This is a genomic window from Endozoicomonas sp. PH6C, assembly GCF_059322965.1.
The window spans coordinates 6,701,263-6,718,142 of record NZ_CP185342.1 but is presented as its reverse complement, the minus strand read 5'-3'; the positions used below and the strand labels follow the sequence as shown (position 1 = coordinate 6,718,142).

At 48.5% G+C, this 16,880-nt stretch carries 16 protein-coding genes; 9 read left to right on the top strand and 7 right to left on the bottom strand.

Translation table 11 applies throughout. The features are described 5' to 3' along the window. Positions 1-105 precede the first annotated feature (105 nt). Entirely contained in the window at positions 106-672 is a 567-nt protein-coding gene (locus tag ACOMG9_RS23835; protein WP_448215184.1) for an RING finger protein, read from the bottom strand. Between the two features lie 174 nt (positions 673-846). Between ACOMG9_RS23835 and ACOMG9_RS23830 the strand changes: the two genes are divergently transcribed. The 5 genes from ACOMG9_RS23830 to slmA all read left to right on the top strand — a co-directional run bounded on the left by ACOMG9_RS23830 (position 847) and on the right by slmA (position 4,760). Continuing rightward, complete coding sequence (locus ACOMG9_RS23830; protein WP_448215185.1) at positions 847-1,059, top strand: hypothetical protein; 213 nt, start codon at positions 847-849, stop codon at positions 1,057-1,059. Positions 1,060-1,341: 282 nt separating this feature from the next. Continuing rightward, on the top strand, positions 1,342-2,586 hold the full coding sequence (coaBC, locus tag ACOMG9_RS23825) for a bifunctional phosphopantothenoylcysteine decarboxylase/phosphopantothenate--cysteine ligase CoaBC (RefSeq protein ID WP_448215186.1): 1,245 nt from the start codon (positions 1,342-1,344) through the stop codon (positions 2,584-2,586). Then, positions 2,583-3,038: a dUTP diphosphatase gene (gene dut, locus ACOMG9_RS23820; protein ID WP_317144117.1), complete on the top strand. Its 456-nt coding sequence runs from the start codon at positions 2,583-2,585 to the stop codon at positions 3,036-3,038. The genes coaBC and dut overlap by 4 nt, the downstream gene beginning before the upstream one ends. Before the next feature lie 105 nt (positions 3,039-3,143). Continuing rightward, the gene (gene argB, locus ACOMG9_RS23815; RefSeq protein WP_448215187.1) at positions 3,144-4,049 is read left to right on the top strand and encodes an acetylglutamate kinase; all 906 of its coding nucleotides are present in this window, start codon (positions 3,144-3,146) and stop codon (positions 4,047-4,049) included. Positions 4,050-4,169: 120 nt separating this feature from the next. Next, positions 4,170-4,760, top strand: coding sequence for a nucleoid occlusion factor SlmA (gene slmA / locus ACOMG9_RS23810; RefSeq protein ID WP_422136201.1), 591 nt, complete (start codon positions 4,170-4,172; stop codon positions 4,758-4,760). A 144-nt stretch (positions 4,761-4,904) separates the two neighbouring features. Here the strand turns inward: slmA and pyrE are convergent, their stop codons facing one another. Further along, positions 4,905-5,549, bottom strand: coding sequence for an orotate phosphoribosyltransferase (pyrE, locus tag ACOMG9_RS23805; RefSeq protein ID WP_494529532.1), 645 nt, complete (start codon positions 5,547-5,549; stop codon positions 4,905-4,907). Positions 5,550-6,462: 913 nt separating this feature from the next. On the opposite strand from pyrE, the gene ACOMG9_RS23800 reads away from it, so the two are divergent. Beyond that, positions 6,463-7,239: an exodeoxyribonuclease III gene (locus ACOMG9_RS23800; protein WP_448215189.1), complete on the top strand. Its 777-nt coding sequence runs from the start codon at positions 6,463-6,465 to the stop codon at positions 7,237-7,239. 302 nt (positions 7,240-7,541) lie between these two features. On the opposite strand, the gene ACOMG9_RS23795 is transcribed toward ACOMG9_RS23800, so the two are convergent. Together ACOMG9_RS23795 and rph are read right to left on the bottom strand one after the other, a co-directional pair. After that, positions 7,542-9,494, bottom strand: coding sequence for a hypothetical protein (locus ACOMG9_RS23795; RefSeq protein WP_448215190.1), 1,953 nt, complete (start codon positions 9,492-9,494; stop codon positions 7,542-7,544). Positions 9,495-9,853: 359 nt separating this feature from the next. Beyond that, positions 9,854-10,573, bottom strand: a complete 720-nt coding sequence (rph, locus tag ACOMG9_RS23790) for a ribonuclease PH (protein ID WP_448215191.1) — start codon at positions 10,571-10,573, stop codon at positions 9,854-9,856. Positions 10,574-10,891: 318 nt separating this feature from the next. Here rph and ACOMG9_RS23785 point away from each other — a divergent pair, with 318 nt between their 5' ends. Then, positions 10,892-11,755: a YicC/YloC family endoribonuclease gene (locus ACOMG9_RS23785; RefSeq protein ID WP_494529531.1), complete on the top strand. Its 864-nt coding sequence runs from the start codon at positions 10,892-10,894 to the stop codon at positions 11,753-11,755. Positions 11,756-11,831: 76 nt separating this feature from the next. On the opposite strand, the gene ACOMG9_RS23780 is transcribed toward ACOMG9_RS23785, so the two are convergent. The 3 genes from ACOMG9_RS23780 to epmB all read right to left on the bottom strand — a co-directional run bounded on the left by ACOMG9_RS23780 (position 11,832) and on the right by epmB (position 15,044). Continuing rightward, the gene (locus ACOMG9_RS23780) at positions 11,832-12,086 is read right to left on the bottom strand and encodes a hypothetical protein (RefSeq protein ID WP_317144109.1); all 255 of its coding nucleotides are present in this window, start codon (positions 12,084-12,086) and stop codon (positions 11,832-11,834) included. Positions 12,087-12,218: 132 nt separating this feature from the next. Then, positions 12,219-13,895, bottom strand: coding sequence for a cyclic-di-GMP receptor FimW-related protein (locus tag ACOMG9_RS23775; protein WP_494529530.1), 1,677 nt, complete (start codon positions 13,893-13,895; stop codon positions 12,219-12,221). Positions 13,896-13,988: 93 nt separating this feature from the next. Next, positions 13,989-15,044 carry an EF-P beta-lysylation protein EpmB gene (gene epmB / locus ACOMG9_RS23770; RefSeq protein ID WP_448215194.1) on the bottom strand — a complete coding sequence of 352 codons (1,056 nt, stop codon included), beginning with the start codon at positions 15,042-15,044 and terminating at the stop codon, positions 13,989-13,991. A gap of 29 nt (positions 15,045-15,073) precedes the next feature. On the opposite strand from epmB, the gene efp reads away from it, so the two are divergent. Beyond that, a complete protein-coding gene (efp, locus tag ACOMG9_RS23765) occupies positions 15,074-15,643 on the top strand; it encodes an elongation factor P (RefSeq protein ID WP_448215195.1) in 570 nt (189 codons plus the stop codon). A 117-nt stretch (positions 15,644-15,760) separates the two neighbouring features. Then, entirely contained in the window at positions 15,761-16,750 is a 990-nt protein-coding gene (gene epmA / locus ACOMG9_RS23760) for an EF-P lysine aminoacylase EpmA (RefSeq protein ID WP_448215196.1), read from the top strand. Positions 16,751-16,880 lie beyond the last annotated feature (130 nt).

Sequence of the window (16,880 nt, the reverse complement as noted above, 5' to 3'; positions counted from 1 at the left end):
AATGCAACATAATAACAGCATTGTCTGGGACTCGCTGACGCTCACCCGACACCACCTTTGACGGCTCGACTTAATCAGGCAGCATACTCTCAATAAAACCAGCTGTTATTGTGTTTCCGTCTTTGGCTCTATCTGAGTCTCTGTTGGCTCATTTAGAAAATCCGTGAGCTCTTCAAGACCTTTTTCAAATTTCGAATGATCGTCTTCGCTTAACTCAGATAAACGCTGAAAAAACAAAGTAGATAATTTTTGGTATAATACTCTGCTGATATCGTCTCTTGCTGGGTAATGTTCTTGTGATTTTACGAATGGAGCTGCAAAAACTAAAAATTTTGGACTTGCCGGACCCCTTTGTAGTGCAACAATCATTGATGCCTGAGACTCTGGTCTGGTAAGTGCCTGTGACAGAGGTTCTTGCTCAATACAAGTTTTATGATCTGCTGAACTTGCACCATGATGTACTCGTGCTCGCCGCCTACAAACCGGGCATAATAGATCCTGATGAGTTGATCGTAATGTATCTATACAATCCTTATGAAAATCATGTCCGCAGCAAAGGCTGGTACTTTGCTGACTACTGTTAATTTCATGCAGACAAATTGGACATACGTCAGCGTATCCTGTGCTGATTGTCAAACTTAAGTTGAAAACTAAAAAAATAAACAAGCGCATAAAGAGCTACACCATTTTGATTTGAATCAAGAGAACAAGCATTAAAAAATTTCTTAAGGAATGCATCTACTTCACAGTCTCTGAAATTATTAAGTGCTACTTTCAGATTTGTGCACTACTTATAGTGGCCAGTGTCATGTTCGTCCAGATCAAGTTTCATAAATGCTGAATCTTATGCTACTTCGGATAGGGCATACCTTTAATGTTCTGGAATTGATTCTGTTGTCGCCCAGAGCTTCAGCTCCCAAACGTTTTTTTCCACTGGCAGCAAAGCATAAGCGGGTCATGGTTCTCATGGGCCCACTTGAGAAACTGACTGGTGCTGTCTACCTGGTCGTCGTTAGGCGACAGAGGGAAGATGGTCAGCTTGATCGCATAGTTCGATAACCAGGGAGTCACTTCCGGTAAAAAAGCATGCCTACTTCAAACAGGCTTGAAAGCTACCGCTGGCGACTCAGCTTGGCCACAAGAACACAAAAATGATCAATGAAGTTTACGCAAAATGGACGCCTTCAAAGTCTAAAGATGAGTCCAGAAGAATCTGGCAGACAATGACTGATCAAGGTCATCTATCTAATGCCTGCCTTATAAATTAAAATAGCCCGAAAATAGACCCAAAGGTTTAAAGGAATTGAGAAATCCCCTTTATTTATCGAACATAGGCCTACTATGCAACGTTTAAGAAATAAACGGATCTTGCTCGGTGTAACAGGTGGCATTGCTGCCTATAAGAGTGCCGAGCTGATTCGCATGCTTCGCAAATGGGATGCGGATGTCCGGGTGGTCATGACCAAAGCTGCCTGTGAATTCATCACGCCTCTGACGCTTCAGGCCCTTTCCCTCAATCCGGTCCACCTGGATCTGCTGGATGCCAGAGCTGAAGCCGGAATGGGCCATATTGAACTGGCCCGCTGGGCTGACGTGGTGCTGGTGGCTCCGGCCACAGCCGACTTCATTGCCCGACTCACAAGCGGTCAGGCCGATGACCTGTTGACCACACTCTGTCTGGCGACCAGCGCTCCTATTTGTCTGGCCCCTGCCATGAATCAGGGCATGTGGCGTGACCAGAGCACACAGCAGAATATAGAACTGTTAAAAGAGCGCAGCGTTAGCATCTTCGGGCCTGACGATGGCAGTCAGGCCTGTGGTGATATTGGTCCGGGCCGAATGCTGGACCCTGAACTGATTGCCCGGCATACCGCTGAAATGTTTCAACATGATGTATTGAGTGGCCTGAATGTTCTGATTACCGCCGGACCTACCCGGGAAGCTCTGGACCCGGTGCGGTTTATTTCCAACTACAGCTCTGGAAAAATGGCATACTCTCTGGCGGTCGCGGCCGTGGAAGCCGGTGCATCGGTCAAACTGGTCAGTGGCCCGGTTGCCCTGGAAACACCCGACCGGGTTGAGCGCATTGATGTCATCAGTGCCAGAGATATGCAACAGGTTGTTCTGGATAACATCGAAGGGGTTGATATCTTTATTGGCTGTGCAGCGGTCTGTGATTATCGTCCAGTTGAAATCGAGAAAGACAAGATCAAGAAGAACCCTGACGATCCTTCTGAAACGCTGGAGATCAGGTTAGTCAAGAATCCGGATATCGTTGCATCGGTGGCCGATCTGGAAGAACCTCCTTTCGTTATCGGGTTTGCGGCAGAAACCCGAAATGTTCTGGGTTATGCAATAGACAAACTGCGTCGCAAGAAACTGAACCTGATTGTTGCCAACGACGTGTCAGATGATGAAATAGGTTTCAGTAGTGACAATAATGAAGTGACTATTCTGGGTGAAGATTTTGAAGAGCCCATACCAAGAGCTTCCAAGACCGTTCTGTCCAGAAAGATTCTGAAAATTGTCGCGCGTCGTTTTGGCAAATGGGAAAGAGAATACAAAAACACGTCAGGTGACCAATGAAAGCACTGAAAACCCGAATTCTTGATACACGACTGGGTTCTGAATTCCCTTTGCCAGCCTATGCAACGGATGGCTCTGCAGGGATTGATCTCAGAGCTATGCTGGAAAAGCCGTTAACACTGGAGCCGGGGCAGACCGAGCTGCTGCCTACCGGTATGGCCATTCATATTGAAGACGCTGCTCTGGCTGCCATGATCCTGCCTCGTTCCGGGCTGGGACATAAGCACGGTATTGTCCTGGGTAATCTGGTGGGCTTGATTGACTCTGATTATCAGGGGCAGCTGATGGTTTCCTGTTGGAACCGGAGTCGTTCGACTTTCACCATCGAGCCCGGTGAGCGCATTGCTCAGCTGGTGCTGGTGCCGGTGGTTCAGGCCAAACTGGATATTGTTGACAGCTTTGATGAAACTGATCGCGGTGTCGGTGGCTTTGGTCATTCTGGAACTCGATAAATCAGTATCGGCAATGCGAGCCAGTGCCTGAGCCGAAAGTGTCATAAAGAGTCGAACTTTTGCTCTGGTATTTTTTCGGCTGATTGTGTTTTGTGAGGAGTATTGATGGATAAAGCAACCCAACTGCCATTGCATGATCGGGCCCGGGTGCTCACAGAGGCTCTGCCTTATTTACAGCGTTTTGCAGGTAAAACCATAGTCATCAAGTACGGTGGCAATGCTATGGAGAGTGAAGAGCTTAAAAATGCCTTCGCCCAGGGTGTCGTCATGCTGAAAGCTGTGGGCATCAATCCTGTTGTTGTTCATGGGGGCGGCCCTCAGATCGGGTCCATGCTGAAACGCCTGAATCTGGAAACCCGCTTCGTGCAGGGAATGAGGGTGACAGACTCCAGTACCATGGATGTTGTCCAGATGGTGCTCGGTGGTTTGGTCAACAAGGAAATAGTCACGCTGATAAATAACAACGGTGGTCGTGCAGTGGGTGTCACCGGTAAGGATGGTCGCTTCATCCGGGCACGTCGTCTGCAAGTGACTCATAAGACACCGGAAATGTCTGCACCGGAAATCATAGATATTGGCCATGTGGGTGAAGTGGAGTCCATCGATACCGGTATTGTTGAGATGCTACAGAACTCGGACTTCATTCCTGTAGTTGCACCTATCGGTGGTGATGATTCGGGTCTGTCTTATAATATCAATGCCGATCTGGTAGCGGGTCATCTTGCAGAAGCTCTGAATGCGGAAAAGCTGTTACTGCTGACTAACACTCCGGGGCTACTCAGTAAAGACGGTGAATTGTTGACCGGACTGGATTCCGTGCAAGTTGAGAAGCTGATTGCTGATGGCACGATTTATGGCGGTATGCTACCAAAAATCCAGTGTGCCCTGAGTGCAGTCAGTAATGGGGTAAACCGGGCTCATATCATTGATGGAAGAGTTCCCCATGCCCTGCTACTGGAACTTCTGACCGATCAGGGTGTGGGTACCCTGATTACTGGCGGTCATGCGTGAACAGCCTCTGAGAAAAGAGACAGTGATCTTTACAGTCAGAGGTCAGCGGCATTTTCGGCTCAAGGCTGTTTGGAGGCTGAAAATTTTTTCACGGACTTAGTAAGAGTGTGTCGAGAAGTAATGGATAAAACCAGAAAGTTTTCCCGAAAGGATCAAATTCTGCAGGCACTGGCTCATATGCTGGAAAATGCCCCCGGGGAGAGGATTACTACCTCGTCTCTGGCCAGAGAAGTGGGGGTGTCTGAAGCAGCGCTTTACCGCCACTTTCCCAGCAAGGCCAAGATGTTTGAAGGACTGATAGAGTTCATAGAAGATACTCTGTTCTCAAGGGTTAATTTGATAATGGAAGAAGAGCAACAGGCTTTGCGACGCTGCGGCATGATGCTGCAACTTCTGCTGGGTTTCTGTGAGAAAAACCCTGGTTTGACTCGTATTCTCACAGGTGATGCTCTGGCTGGAGAGCCTGATCGCCTGAGACAGAGAGTCTTCAAACTGTTTGACCGGTTGGAAACCCAGATCAAGCAGGTCCTGAGAGGTGCTGAATTAAGTGAGGGGCTGAGACCTCAAGCTACTCCGGGTGCTATGGCTAATATGTTGCTCTCCATTGCTGAAGGACGTATTTGCCAGTACGTGCGCAGTGAGTTCAAACGGAAGCCAACTGAGCAGTGGCTCGCACAATGGGAAGTGCTTGCAACTGTCGTCTTCAGATAAGCACGATGTGTCAGTGGGCGACTCAGTGATCGCCCTTGCTGCTTTGACAGCCGTCTGCGTTTAGACTGGCGCAAGAGACTGTCAAAGCAGCGAAACAGGCCGGCATGATCGAAGAGAGCCGCTTATTTCTGATGCCAGAGATTGTTATGAGACTCCGTAACGTCCCCTGTATTCCCTGATGGCAGGGGCATACATCTTTATATCTTTATTCTCTTCGGCATACGACAAAAGGTCATTCAGTGTGACAATGCTGACCACAGGGATGGAAAAATCTCTCTCAACTTCCTGGATGGCTGACAGTTCGCCCTTGCCTTTTTCCTGACGGTCCAGAGCAACCATGACTCCCGCCGGACTGGCAGGGCTCTGATCAATAATTTCCATAACTTCACGAACAGCAGTACCCGCTGTGATCACGTCATCCACAATAATGACACGACCTTCAAGGGGGGCTCCGACGATATTGCCTCCCTCGCCGTGTTCTTTAACTTCCTTGCGGTTGAAACACAGGGGCGTATTGAGGTTGTGATGCTCAGATAATGCTACTGCAGTGGTAGTGGCCAGAGGGATGCCCTTGTAGGCCGGACCAAAAAGAATATCGTACTCAATACCAGAATTGACCAGGGCGTGAGCATAGAACTGCCCCATTTTACTGATGGCTTCGCCAGTGTTGAAAAGGCCGGCATTAAAGAAGTAGGGCGATTTTCTGCCAGATTTGAGGGTAAACTCACCGAAGCGAATCACCTGTTCTTGCAGGGCGAAGTCTAGAAATTCTCTCTGATAATCGAGCATGATCTATCAAGTGCTTATTCGAAAAAAGGTAGCTTTATTTTACCGCGAAAATTCTTCTCATGCAGGCTCTGAAGCGATTTACATGATTCCGGTCAAATAAAGTTTGGGTCACTGGCGCCGCTTGCAGCAGGACGAACCGTCAACCTGTAGGAGGCTTTTATAAAACCCCATAAAATGGATCGGAAATGCTGAACGCTATTCTTACGACAGTGAGTTTGTAATTCTGTGTTTAGCCTTAAGTAAGAAGGTCAGTAAACTGTATGGGAACCCTCAATTTTGAAAATACCTTTGCCAACTATCCATGGGTGCAGCTATTCTCGAAAGTAGTGTCTTTAAATGAAAAAAAGCCAAAGTGATGTTTTGATGCCTGACGACAGTGCACTGCTCTGATATTTTGAGAAGCTGTTGCAGCATTTATGCGGATAAACATATCGGCGACAACCCTGTATCATTCTTCAGTTAAAATTCCCTCTTTTCCTGTACTCTGTGTAGTTGAACTTTTACCTTGGAAATGCAGCACTTTTAACTATTAAGTCATTTCCAGGGTTTAATCAGGGCTGTATAAGGCTGGTCCCGGATCCGGGAAGCAATGCTCTGGTTATGGAGAGAGACCTGTGACTATTCAGGTTATGAGTCGATTCCCAAGTCATTGGAGGCCGTCGCAAAAGTGCTGTGCCTGGCTGATACTGCGTTAAAAGGTGATTCAAAATGCTCATTTACTCCTTGTAAACTTCGCTTTTTGCCACTTTTTTTCCCTGTCTCGGCTTTGTCGCTACTTTTGCAACACCCTCATTGGCGTGAGGCAGATGCAGGATTAAGCCTGTTTTAATGACTGTTGACTCAGGTCGACAGTTCAATCAGGTAGTTTGCTTTATGCCGGGCCAGGTCTGGTTCAGGTAAGGTGTAGTCAATAATGAGAGTTATCAGCTTTAATTGCGAAGGCATAAAAAACGCGCGTGAAAAAGGTCTGTTTGGCTGGTTGATGGACCAGGATGCCGATGTCATCTGTTTGCAGGACATTCGTGAGGATGAGTTTGCAATGGAAGAAGACCAGTATCAGCTCAAAGGACATTTCTGTTATGCATACGGTGGTTATGACAGGAAAGATTGTGGCGGTGTAGCCATTTATACACGTCAGGCGCCCAAAGCTATTATCAGCGGGCTTGGTTTTTCCGAGGCGGACGAAACAGGGCGTTATATTCAGGCTGACTTTGACAAGATCAGTATTGCCAGCATGCATGTGCCTGAAGGTCATGATGCTGCCAGCCAGAACTTCAAGTATCGCTTTCTGGACAATTACTCCCATCATCTGAACAAACAGCGTCGCAAGCGCCGTGAATTCATTATGGCGGGTACCTGGAACATTGCTCATCGCAAGATTGATGTGGCCAACTGGCGCGATTCTGAAGAAGTTTCCGGTTTTCAGCCTGCTGAACGTGGCTGGATGGAAGGTCTGCTGGGTGATATGGGCTTCTTTGATGCTTATCGTGAAGTGGATCGTGAGTCTGGCAAATACAGCTGGTGGCAGGATGAGTTTCTGCGTCATGATAATCTGGGCATGCGTATTGATTATCAGATCATCACGGCCGGGATGCGTCACAGTGTCTTGAATGGTGGTATCTACAAAAACCAGATTTTCTCCAGTCACGCGCCGGTCATCATCGATTTTGACTGGGAGCTGGAGAGCTGATCTGCACCTTCTTTGTAGCTGTTTGTGTCGATAATGTCAGACGGGTTGCCTGACAATGTTTGTCGGCCAGGCTTTATCAAAAAGTTCTGATTTGAAAAATCTGCATTCTGTTCAAGCTCGATAACGAAACGTCTTGTCAAAGGTTTAGACTGGCAGACGACAGACAACGACAGTAACAGCAGTGTCGCAAAGAGTGAGTGTTTAATAATTCTATCCTTGCCTCCTGATCTACAGAGAGGAAGGATAGATCAAGAAAATAAGTGTGTTTTTTTTGTCTTTCCCATTAAAGGGCGGGTATCAGTTCAAGGGATGAGGTCATTATCCTGGTTCACATCAACAGGCTTGCGTTTTCGATGAATTCTTTTGTGATTCGAAAGGGCTTTAGCATTCTGACTGACCCACCCGCATGGCCGTGGCTGGCGATCCATCCCGAATACTGTCAGGTTACAGGTTTTTTGTCCGGTGTGGATTCTTTTGTGATTCCACAGAGCTTGTGCATTCGGAAAGACCATTCCGCACGGTCTTGACGGCCCATCCTCGCTGACTAACATTATGTCACAGGTTTTTTGCCCGGTGTGGTATTTGGTTTTGTGATTCGACAGGGCTAGCGCATGCTTGTTGATCTTCCCGCACAGTCGCTGCTGGCCATCTTCCCCGGTAACGGTTGCATCGCAGATTTGTTGACTGCTGTGGACGCAACTTTTGTGATTCGACAGAGCTTTAGCATTCTTGCAGATCATTCCACATGGCAGCGGCTGGTCATCCTCCCCGACGACTATTACGTCACAGGTTTTTTGCCCGCTGTGATACCGGTTTTTGTGATTCGCCATGGATGGAGCATTCTTGCACACCTTCCCGCATGGGTACAGTTGGCCATTCTCTCCGGCCACGGTCGTGTAACAGGTCTGTTGCCCGCTGTGAACTCTGAATTTGTGAGATGCCAATTTTTTGGCATTATTGCAGACCATTTTGCATGGCCGCAGCTGACCATCTTCCCCGATGACTCTTACGTCACAGGTTTTTTGCCCGGTGTGATATTGGTTTTTGTGATTCGCCATGGCTTGAGCATTTTTGCACACCTTCCCGCATGGGTAAAGCTGGCCATCCTCTCCAACCAGGTTGACATAACAGGTTTGTTGCCCAGTGTGGACGTACCTTTTGTGATTCGACAGGACTTGTGCATTCTGGCAGACCATTCCGCATGGCCGCAGCTGGCCAGCTTCCCCGACGACTCTTACGTCACAGGTTTTTTGCCCGGTGTGATATTGGTTTTTGTGATTCGACAGGACTTGAGCATTCTTGCACACCTTCCCGCATGGGTAAGGCCGACCATCCTCTCCAAACACGTTGACATAACAGGTTTGTTGCCTGGTGTGGACGTACCTTTTGTGACTCGACAGGGCTTTAGCATTCTGGCAGACCATTCCGCATGGCTCAAGCTGACCATCCTCCCCGACTAAAGTTAAGTCGCAGGTTTTTTGCCCGGTGTGGTATTTGCTTTTGTGAGAAAGAAGTGATTTTTTATTCTTGGAAACCCTCCCGCATTGTCGCAGCTGGCCGTCATCTCCTATCAGAATCACGTTGCAGGTTGCTTGTCCGACAGGGGGAGTTGTATCGGCTGCCTCTGAAACCATTGAGTTTGAGGCAACCCCATCTGAGGCGACCCCGTTTACGCTATTGGATGGGTCGGAAGATTGTCGGAATCGACAAACATCGTCACAGGGATAGACAAAACAATTTAAACCCAAGGTATGGAAGGATTGTCCAGGGTCTTCATTACCGCCGCCAGTGTCAGAATACAGTAGGCCGCTGTAATAGCCTGTAATATGAGTAGTGGCCTGTGAGGTATTCTGGCCCGGTGATTGTGATGACTGATATTGTGGTTGGTCCTGTTCAGTGCCAGGCATCATAGTGGTGATCGCAAACGGGGGATTTTGACCCGTCTCCTGTCCTTCAATTGGGTTAAACAGCGATGAGTCGGGGTTCCAATAGTTTTTTAAAAGCCAGCCGACAGTGATAACCGCTTCTAGAAGCAGCCATGAATAAGGGGTTGGGCACTGAGAGGTTTTTTTTATCCAGTAACTGTCAGGTTTGTGTCGTTTTTTATCAGTCTGTGAATCGGGTTCTGTATAGCCGTTTGTGTCGGCAATCTCAGACGGGTTGCCTGACAATGTTCGTCGGTCAAGCTTTATCAAAAAGTTCTGGTTTGAAAAATCTGCATTCCGTTCAAGCTCGATAACAAAATGTTTTGTCAAGGGTTTAGCCTGGCAGATGACAGACAACGTCAGTAACAGCAGTGCCAAAAAGAGTAAGTGTTTAATAATTCTATCCTTACCTTCTGGTTAACAGAGAGGAAGGATAGATCAAGAAAATAAGTGTGTTTTTTGTGTCTTCACTCATGAAAGGGCAGATGTCAGTCGCAGGGCTTGGGAAATCATCCCGGTTCACATCAAAAGGTCTTGCCCTTTCGATGTGCTCTTTTGTGATTCGACAGGATTTTTGCATTCTCGCAGACTGTCTCGCATTTAACAGATAGCTGCCAGGCTGTCGGTTATCAATATCCTTTCGTCCCATCGGGTTGTGCCAGACCGGCAGGCGGTCTGGATCAAGCGGTTTATTCTGCCAGAGCCTCTTTCTGCAGGTTAACCAGGTCATTAATGCCTGCTTTAGCCAGAGCTAACATGGCTGTCATCTCGTTTTGACTGAACGGTGCTGCTTCAGCGGTACCCTGAATTTCAATGAAACCACCCTCTTCTGTCATGACAACGTTCATATCGGTTTCAGCGTTGGAGTCTTCCGGATAATCCAGATCAAGAACCGGGCTGCCTTTGTAAATACCTACAGAAACAGAAGCAATCAACTGAAGGAATGGATCATTCTTGATGATCTTTTTCCTTTGCATATGGCGGATCGCATCAACAAGAGCCACGCAGGCACCGGTAATAGAGGCTGTACGGGTACCACCGTCTGCCTGGATAACATCACAGTCGATGGTGATGGAATTCTCGCCCAGTTTTTTCAGGTCAACAGCAGCACGCAGTGAGCGGCCAATGAGACGCTGAATTTCCAGAGTGCGGCCACCCTGCTTGCCTCTGGCGGCTTCGCGGCCCATGCGATCTGTGGTTGATCGGGGCAGCATACCGTATTCGGCGGTCACCCAGCCTTGTCCGGAACCTTTAAGAAATCGGGGGACTGACCTGTCGACAGACGCTGTGCAGATCACTTTGGTGTTGCCAAACTCAACCAGCACTGATCCTTCAGCGTGCATGGTGTACTCACGAGTGATTTTGATGTTGCGTAACTGATCCGCAGTTCTTCCACTAGGACGCCGCATTGTCTTACCTTCTACCGCCGGGAATATTAAAAGCGGAATTATAACCAACGCCGACGTTGGGCTCTATGTTTGCCATAAAATAACCATTAATGGCCGGAAGTTGATCGAGGCTTGATACTGCTTGCTGTTGATGTATCCTGCAACACCGGACCACAAACTTTCGCTCTGAAAAAATACCGGGTGGTTCCCGTTCTGCTTCCTGATCCGGGTTGATCAGGATTCCGACATCTTCAAAGGCGGCACTCGGGGCGGTTGCTTTTCAGTGCAGTAATTTATGCTCAGCCGATGTGGCTGACGGTTCTTTTTACAGGGATACTTATGACTTCCAGTATGACGGCATTTGCCCGCACTCAGGTCCAGGAGGGCTGGGGCAGTCTGGTGTGGGAAATTCGTTCAGTCAATCATCGCTACCTGGAGCCTCATTTTCGTCTGCCAGAAGCTGTCAGGGAACTAGAACCTGCATTGCGAGAAGCATTGAGAAAGCATCTGCACAGGGGTAAGGTCGAATGTTCATTAAAGCTGCAACTGGCAGAAGGTCAGCAGCAGATGAACGTCAATGAATCGGCCCTGGAAGCTCTGCAGTCAGTGGTCAACAAAGTTGAAACCTACTTCATCAATGCTTCCGGCGTAAATCCTCTGGAGGTCTTGCAATGGCCCGGCATTATGGACAATGAAGAGACCAATATGGCTCCGGTTCATGCGGCGGTTATCAAAGCCTTTGAAGAGGCTCTGATACAGCTGTCGGATTTCCGTCGCAGAGAAGGGGGCGAGTTGGAGAAGTTCATCCGTTTAAGGCTGCAAGGCGTGACCGAAGAAGTAGAGAGCGTGCGTTCTGTTCTCCCTGATTTGTTGGAGTCCCAAAGACAAAAAATCATGGATCGTCTGAAAGAAGCCAAGGCTGAACTGGACCCGGATCGACTGGAACAGGAATTAGTGTTTCTGGCTCAGAAAATGGATGTCGATGAAGAGCTGGATCGTTTGTCGACCCATGTTTCTGAAGTTAAACACACCCTGGGCAAGAAAGGAGCTATCGGGCGCCGACTTGACTTCCTGATGCAGGAACTCAACCGGGAAGCCAATACGCTGTCCTCAAAATCCATCAACGCAGGTCTGACACAAAGTGCCGTTAATCTTAAGGTGTTGATTGAGCAGATGCGGGAACAGGTTCAGAATATCGAGTGAATTGTTCTGGTATCAGTTTTGAACATCGTTAAGTGCTAACCATGGCGCCTCCTGCGTTCTGGCGACGGTGGAAGTGTCACTCAGACGACATCTTTTTAATTTTATCCATCGATATCGATTGCCAGTACGGGCAACCGGTGTATCGCCAGTTTTGAATGACGCCTTTGGAAGAAGTAGTAAACGACTGTCGACAAGTGCTCATCAGGTAGGCTGAGCCCCAGTTAGAGACCCAGCTATAAACTTTATTACCATTCTTCAGTTCCAGCATGGAACTGGGGGCTCCCCAATTACTGATGGCTTCTTCTACGTGGTGGCCGTGCCAGGAATCCATGACCTCCTGAGTGGTGCTACAGCCTGTCAGAAGGAAGATGAATGGTAGTACATATTGCAAAGAATGGTTGCTGAACACTTTATTGCCCCTGCTTCGATCTTCAGGGTTGAATCGAAAAAAGTATAGAAGCGATCAGTACTGATCTTCCAGCAGCCGAAATTTGAACTGTCTATAGCCTGGTGAACTGGAGATGCATTCCAGCAGTTGTCCTTTTCGGATTTTGTCTCCCTGAAGCAGAGTGAATTTCAGTCCACTTTTGAATGAGACCCTGGGCGTTATCAGGGTGGGCATATCATTCACGGCTGGCATGACCGGTAGAAGGAAAGCTCTCTGATAGTGACTGGTGTCCATGTTTTTTTTCAGAGGCGTAAGCGCACAGGGTTTTGTTGAGGCAGACAGAAGTTCCAAACCTATGAGCAGATCTTTTTGATTATTCACCTGAACCCAACGGACTGCGGCCAGTAACCAGTTTTGCTGGCCGGTTTCCCTGACGGCCAGAAGCTCCCCGGTTCGCAGTTGGCGTTCAAGATCACCACTGGTGCTCAGGCAGTAACCCCCTGCGCAGGTATTGATGATCGAGCAATCATAGACGGGATAGAGAGAGCCCTGATTGCCTGAGCGGGTAAATTGAATGGGTGAAGTGCTCGTGGACATCTTTGTATCTTCATCCGTATGGGTGTCATGGGCTTCGGACCAGGCATCACTACTGTCATTGGAAGAGAAGCTACTCATACCGGATTGGTTATGGGCGATATGTCCGGAAACCATTTCATCAAACGACTGCTGGCCGTGCAGGAAATAATGAACAGCGCTGAAGCCAAAGCAGATTTCACAGCTGTCTGAGCTTGTCTGACGTTGGTGTTTTCGTTGCCCGGGAAGGCTCCATGCAGCTGCCAGATGATCAATGACCCGTTTTGTCAGAGCTCCGGGTTTTTCTTCCGAGACCGATTCGCTCAGCTTTTTGAGGTGCGCGGTCAGCAGCCTGGAATCCAGAGCCATAAGGTGATCATTTTTTTCTCCTTCCAATAGAGAGCTGTAGAGCAGCCCTTCATCGGAATCCAGATTGACCACAAAGTGCGACCGGCTATTTTCAACCGGCTCGAGTTTGCTGTGCGGTGCCCAGAGACAGAGGGCCTTGAAAATCTGTCGGATTTCCTGAGGTCTCAGCTGGTTGGATCGGGAGCGACTGAGTAGCAATGCACGCTTATACAGATCTGAAAGAGACAGTTTTCTGGCCTTGGTAGTGATGGCATCCTCTAGGCTGAAAGTGTCCAGATTTTGTGTGCGGGCAGTAAAGTACAGGGTGTGCATTTCCAGCCACACCCGCTCGGGAGCAGGTCGATAATACTCACAGGTAAAGAGCAGAATGGAGGCACTTTCAGTCAGTGAGCGGTGCAATGCGGCGCCCAGAGGGCTGGAAGCATCCTCCTGGTTCTGGCTGCTGCGCACAATCACTTTGTAGACTCTCAGCAGTCTGAGCAGCAGTTTCAGACAATTATCGTATTCTACCTGCTGAGCATCGTTAAAAGTGATGATATCTTTCAGAACCTGATTCTGACTCTGATGAACCAGAAAATAAACGACGGGTCTGAATTGCTCAACCAGAGACCACTGAAGAGAAGGCTGTACTTTGAGGCGAGCCAGCTCTTCCAGTGCCTGCCCTATTGATTTAAACGACAAAGATCTATCAATTTTAGGCAGCTCACTGAGCCATTGATGAACTCCGTGCACATCGGTCTGGCTGAACGATAAAGTGTTCAGGCTCTGAGACGGGAGCTGCAGCGGAATCCTTTCGTTCTGCGCGTCCATGAAATCATCCTGATTGTCTGCCTGTTAAAAATCCTTTAGGACCATTTCTTATATTAAGATCACGGGCTTAAAGAATCCAGCGTGACAGACAGGCTAATTAACCGGTATGGGGGTTTTGCTGGCTTCTCCTGCTACTTCTTTGACCAGCCTGGGGACCAGGTAACCCGGACATTTCTGCATCAGCTCGTTAACGAGCACTTTGGCTCTTTCTTCCGTTACGTCAAAGTGGGCGGCACCCTGAACCCGGTCCAGAAGATGCAGGTAATAGGGTAGAACTCCGGCATTGAACAGGGTGTGACTCAGATCGGCCAGTGATCCGGAGTCATCATTGATGCCTTTAAGCAGCACCGTCTGGTTCAATACTGTTGCACCCGCTTGTCTCAGCTTTTGCAGCGCTCGTTCAACCTGTTCATCGATCTCATTGGCGTGGTTGCAGTGAATCACCATAACGGGTTTCAGCCTTCCGCCACAAAACCAATGAAGCATTTCTTTGGTGACTCTCTGGGGAATAACAATAGGCAGTCGGGTATGAATTCGAAGCGTTTTCACATGGGGTATATCGGACAGTGTCTCTACCATACGAGCAAGGCGACTATCCGTGGTAGCCAGTGGATCTCCGCCACTTAATATGACCTCATGAATACTGTTCTGAGTGCGAATGTATTCTATCGCCTGCATCCAGTTGTCTCCGCCCAGCCGGTTGTCCTCATAAGGGAAATGTCGCCGAAAGCAGAAGCGGCAGTTTATGGCACAGGCTCCGCTGATAATCAGAAGCAGTCTTCCCTGATATTTATGAATAATGCCCTCGGTCGGGTTCTGAGACTGTTCTGCGAGAGGGTCGAGACTGAACCCACTGACTTCCTCACACTCTTCACCCAGAGGCAGAACCTGTCTGAGCAAAGGATCGTACTGGTCACCCCGGGTCATCCGATCTATAAAAGGACGTGGAATCCGCATACGAAAAGACTTGTCGCTTTTGATGGCCCCCGGCAACAAAGTGTCTGGAAGATTCAGAATGTTGAGCAATACTTCAGGGTCGGTGACTGAATCAGCCAGCACTTTTTTCCAGTTGTCTGGTTGCTCTTCAGGAAGCATAAAACGGGTTGATAGCTTGTCAGTATGCACACCGTCCTCGTAACGGGTTATCATAGGGGTTTTCATTTTGCTGGTAGTGTCCGATGGCTAGTTATAGTACCAACGAATTTCGTTCAGGTCTCAAAGTGATGCTGGAAGGTGATCCCTGCGTCATCATTGAAAACGAGTTTGTAAAACCGGGTAAAGGTCAGGCCTTTAACCGCGTCAAGTTCCGCAACCTGATGAGCAACCGTGTCTGGGAGCGTACCTTCAAGTCTGGTGAAAGCATCGAAGCGGCAGACGTGATGGACTATGACATGGAGTACCTCTACACCGACGGTGAATTCTGGCACTTCATGATGACTGACGGTTCTTTCGAGCAGCACGCTGCCAGCAAGGAAGCCGTGGGGGATACTCTCGATTGGCTCAAGGAGCAGGAAGTATACACCGTAACCCTTTACAACGGATCTCCTCTTTCTGTGAGCGCACCTAATTTCGTAGAACTGGAAGTCATTGAAACCGATCCGGGCCTGAAAGGTGATACTGCCCAGGGCGGCTCCAAGCCAGCCAAGCTAAGTACTGGCGCTTCCGTGAAGGTGCCTTTGTTTATCACTGAAGGTGAAGTTCTGAAAATCGATACCCGAACTGGTGAGTATGTGGGTCGTGTGAAGTAATTGACCGTTACCTCCAGCCTTTGGCTGGAGGGCTTCTGCATCGTGCGCCGCTGTAATTGTTTGTGTCCCTCTGACAGCTAGCATGTGACTCATTTCGACCAATGGAGTATGACTTGCATGTCATCCGATAACTGGAAGCCCTCTGCCTCAATCTCGACACTGCAAGAAAGAGCCCGGCTGTTCACCAGAATTCGGCAATACTTCGACGAGCAGCAAGTCATGGAAGTGGATACGCCCATGCTTTCTGCCAGCGCGACTGTGGATCTTCATATCGACAGTTTTGTCACTACCTTTTTACCTATCGGTGAGGGGGGGGAGCAAACCTGCTACCTGCATACATCACCCGAGTTTCCAATGAAAAGGCTTTTGGCTGCGGGAAGTGGTGATATTTATTCTCTGGGTCGAGTGTTTCGTAATGGAGAGGCAGGCGGGCGCCATAATCCTGAATTCACGATGCTTGAATATTACCGACTCGGAATGGATTCGCACCAGTTAATGGATGATATGACCTCACTCCTGTCTTCAGTGACAGCTTTTAAAGAGATAGAGAGAGTCAGTTATGGGGGCATTTTTCACGAAAAACTGGGACTGAATCCTCATGGGGCAACAGATGAGGCGCTTTCTGATCTGGTTAAAAAGCATGTCGATGAGGCACTCTCAGGCCTGGAAAGAAATGATTGTCTTGATCTGTTGTTTTCAAAGAAGATTGAACCGGAGCTCGGTGTCGGTGAGGCCGGTGAGCTTAATGGCGTTTACGTCTACGACTACCCAGCCAGTATGGCTGCTCTGGCGAAGCTTCATACAAATGATCAAGGGGACCGGGTGGCAGCACGATTCGAGCTTTTTGTTAACGGTGTTGAACTGGCCAATGGTTACCACGAACTGACCCATGCTGAAGAGCAGCAGATGCGTTTCAAAACGGAGCAGGCTAATCGTAGAGAACTGCGCAGACCAGTTTACCCTTACGATCATCATCTTGTTGAAGGCTTGAGGTCAGGTATGCCCGATTGCGCTGGTGTCGCTATGGGGCTTGATCGCCTCCTGATGTTAATGCTGAACAAAAAGAAAATTGCAGATGTCGTTGCGTTCGATTTCTTCAGGGCCTGAGCAAACAGATCGTCAAGCCGGTTTTCAAGCGACATTTGTCGTTGGAATGATTGGGTGCCTGAATAGCACTATTGAGTATTAGGTATTAATCCTCTGTTGCCATAGTCGGTTTCAGACGTATAATTCATTC

Excerpts from the sequence above, each read along its gene's own strand:
- epmA (WP_448215196.1), top strand. The coding sequence starts at position 15,761 with ATGTCATCCGATAACTGGAAGCCCTCTGCCTCAATCTCGACACTGCAA.
- ACOMG9_RS23800 (WP_448215189.1), top strand. The coding sequence starts at position 6,463 with ATGAGAGTTATCAGCTTTAATTGCGAAGGCATAAAAAACGCGCGTGAA.
- rph (WP_448215191.1), bottom strand. The coding sequence starts at position 10,573 with ATGCGGCGTCCTAGTGGAAGAACTGCGGATCAGTTACGCAACATCAAA.
- ACOMG9_RS23830 (WP_448215185.1), top strand. The coding sequence starts at position 847 with ATGCTACTTCGGATAGGGCATACCTTTAATGTTCTGGAATTGATTCTG.
- argB (WP_448215187.1), top strand. The coding sequence starts at position 3,144 with ATGGATAAAGCAACCCAACTGCCATTGCATGATCGGGCCCGGGTGCTC.
- epmB (WP_448215194.1), bottom strand. The coding sequence starts at position 15,044 with ATGATAACCCGTTACGAGGACGGTGTGCATACTGACAAGCTATCAACC.
- slmA (WP_422136201.1), top strand. The coding sequence starts at position 4,170 with ATGGATAAAACCAGAAAGTTTTCCCGAAAGGATCAAATTCTGCAGGCA.
- ACOMG9_RS23835 (WP_448215184.1), bottom strand. The coding sequence starts at position 672 with ATGCGCTTGTTTATTTTTTTAGTTTTCAACTTAAGTTTGACAATCAGC.
- pyrE (WP_494529532.1), bottom strand. The coding sequence starts at position 5,549 with ATGCTCGATTATCAGAGAGAATTTCTAGACTTCGCCCTGCAAGAACAG.
- ACOMG9_RS23780 (WP_317144109.1), bottom strand. The coding sequence starts at position 12,086 with ATGGATTCCTGGCACGGCCACCACGTAGAAGAAGCCATCAGTAATTGG.
- coaBC (WP_448215186.1), top strand. The coding sequence starts at position 1,342 with ATGCAACGTTTAAGAAATAAACGGATCTTGCTCGGTGTAACAGGTGGC.
- efp (WP_448215195.1), top strand. The coding sequence starts at position 15,074 with ATGGCTAGTTATAGTACCAACGAATTTCGTTCAGGTCTCAAAGTGATG.
- dut (WP_317144117.1), top strand. The coding sequence starts at position 2,583 with ATGAAAGCACTGAAAACCCGAATTCTTGATACACGACTGGGTTCTGAA.
- ACOMG9_RS23785 (WP_494529531.1), top strand. The coding sequence starts at position 10,892 with ATGACTTCCAGTATGACGGCATTTGCCCGCACTCAGGTCCAGGAGGGC.
- ACOMG9_RS23775 (WP_494529530.1), bottom strand. The coding sequence starts at position 13,895 with ATGGACGCGCAGAACGAAAGGATTCCGCTGCAGCTCCCGTCTCAGAGC.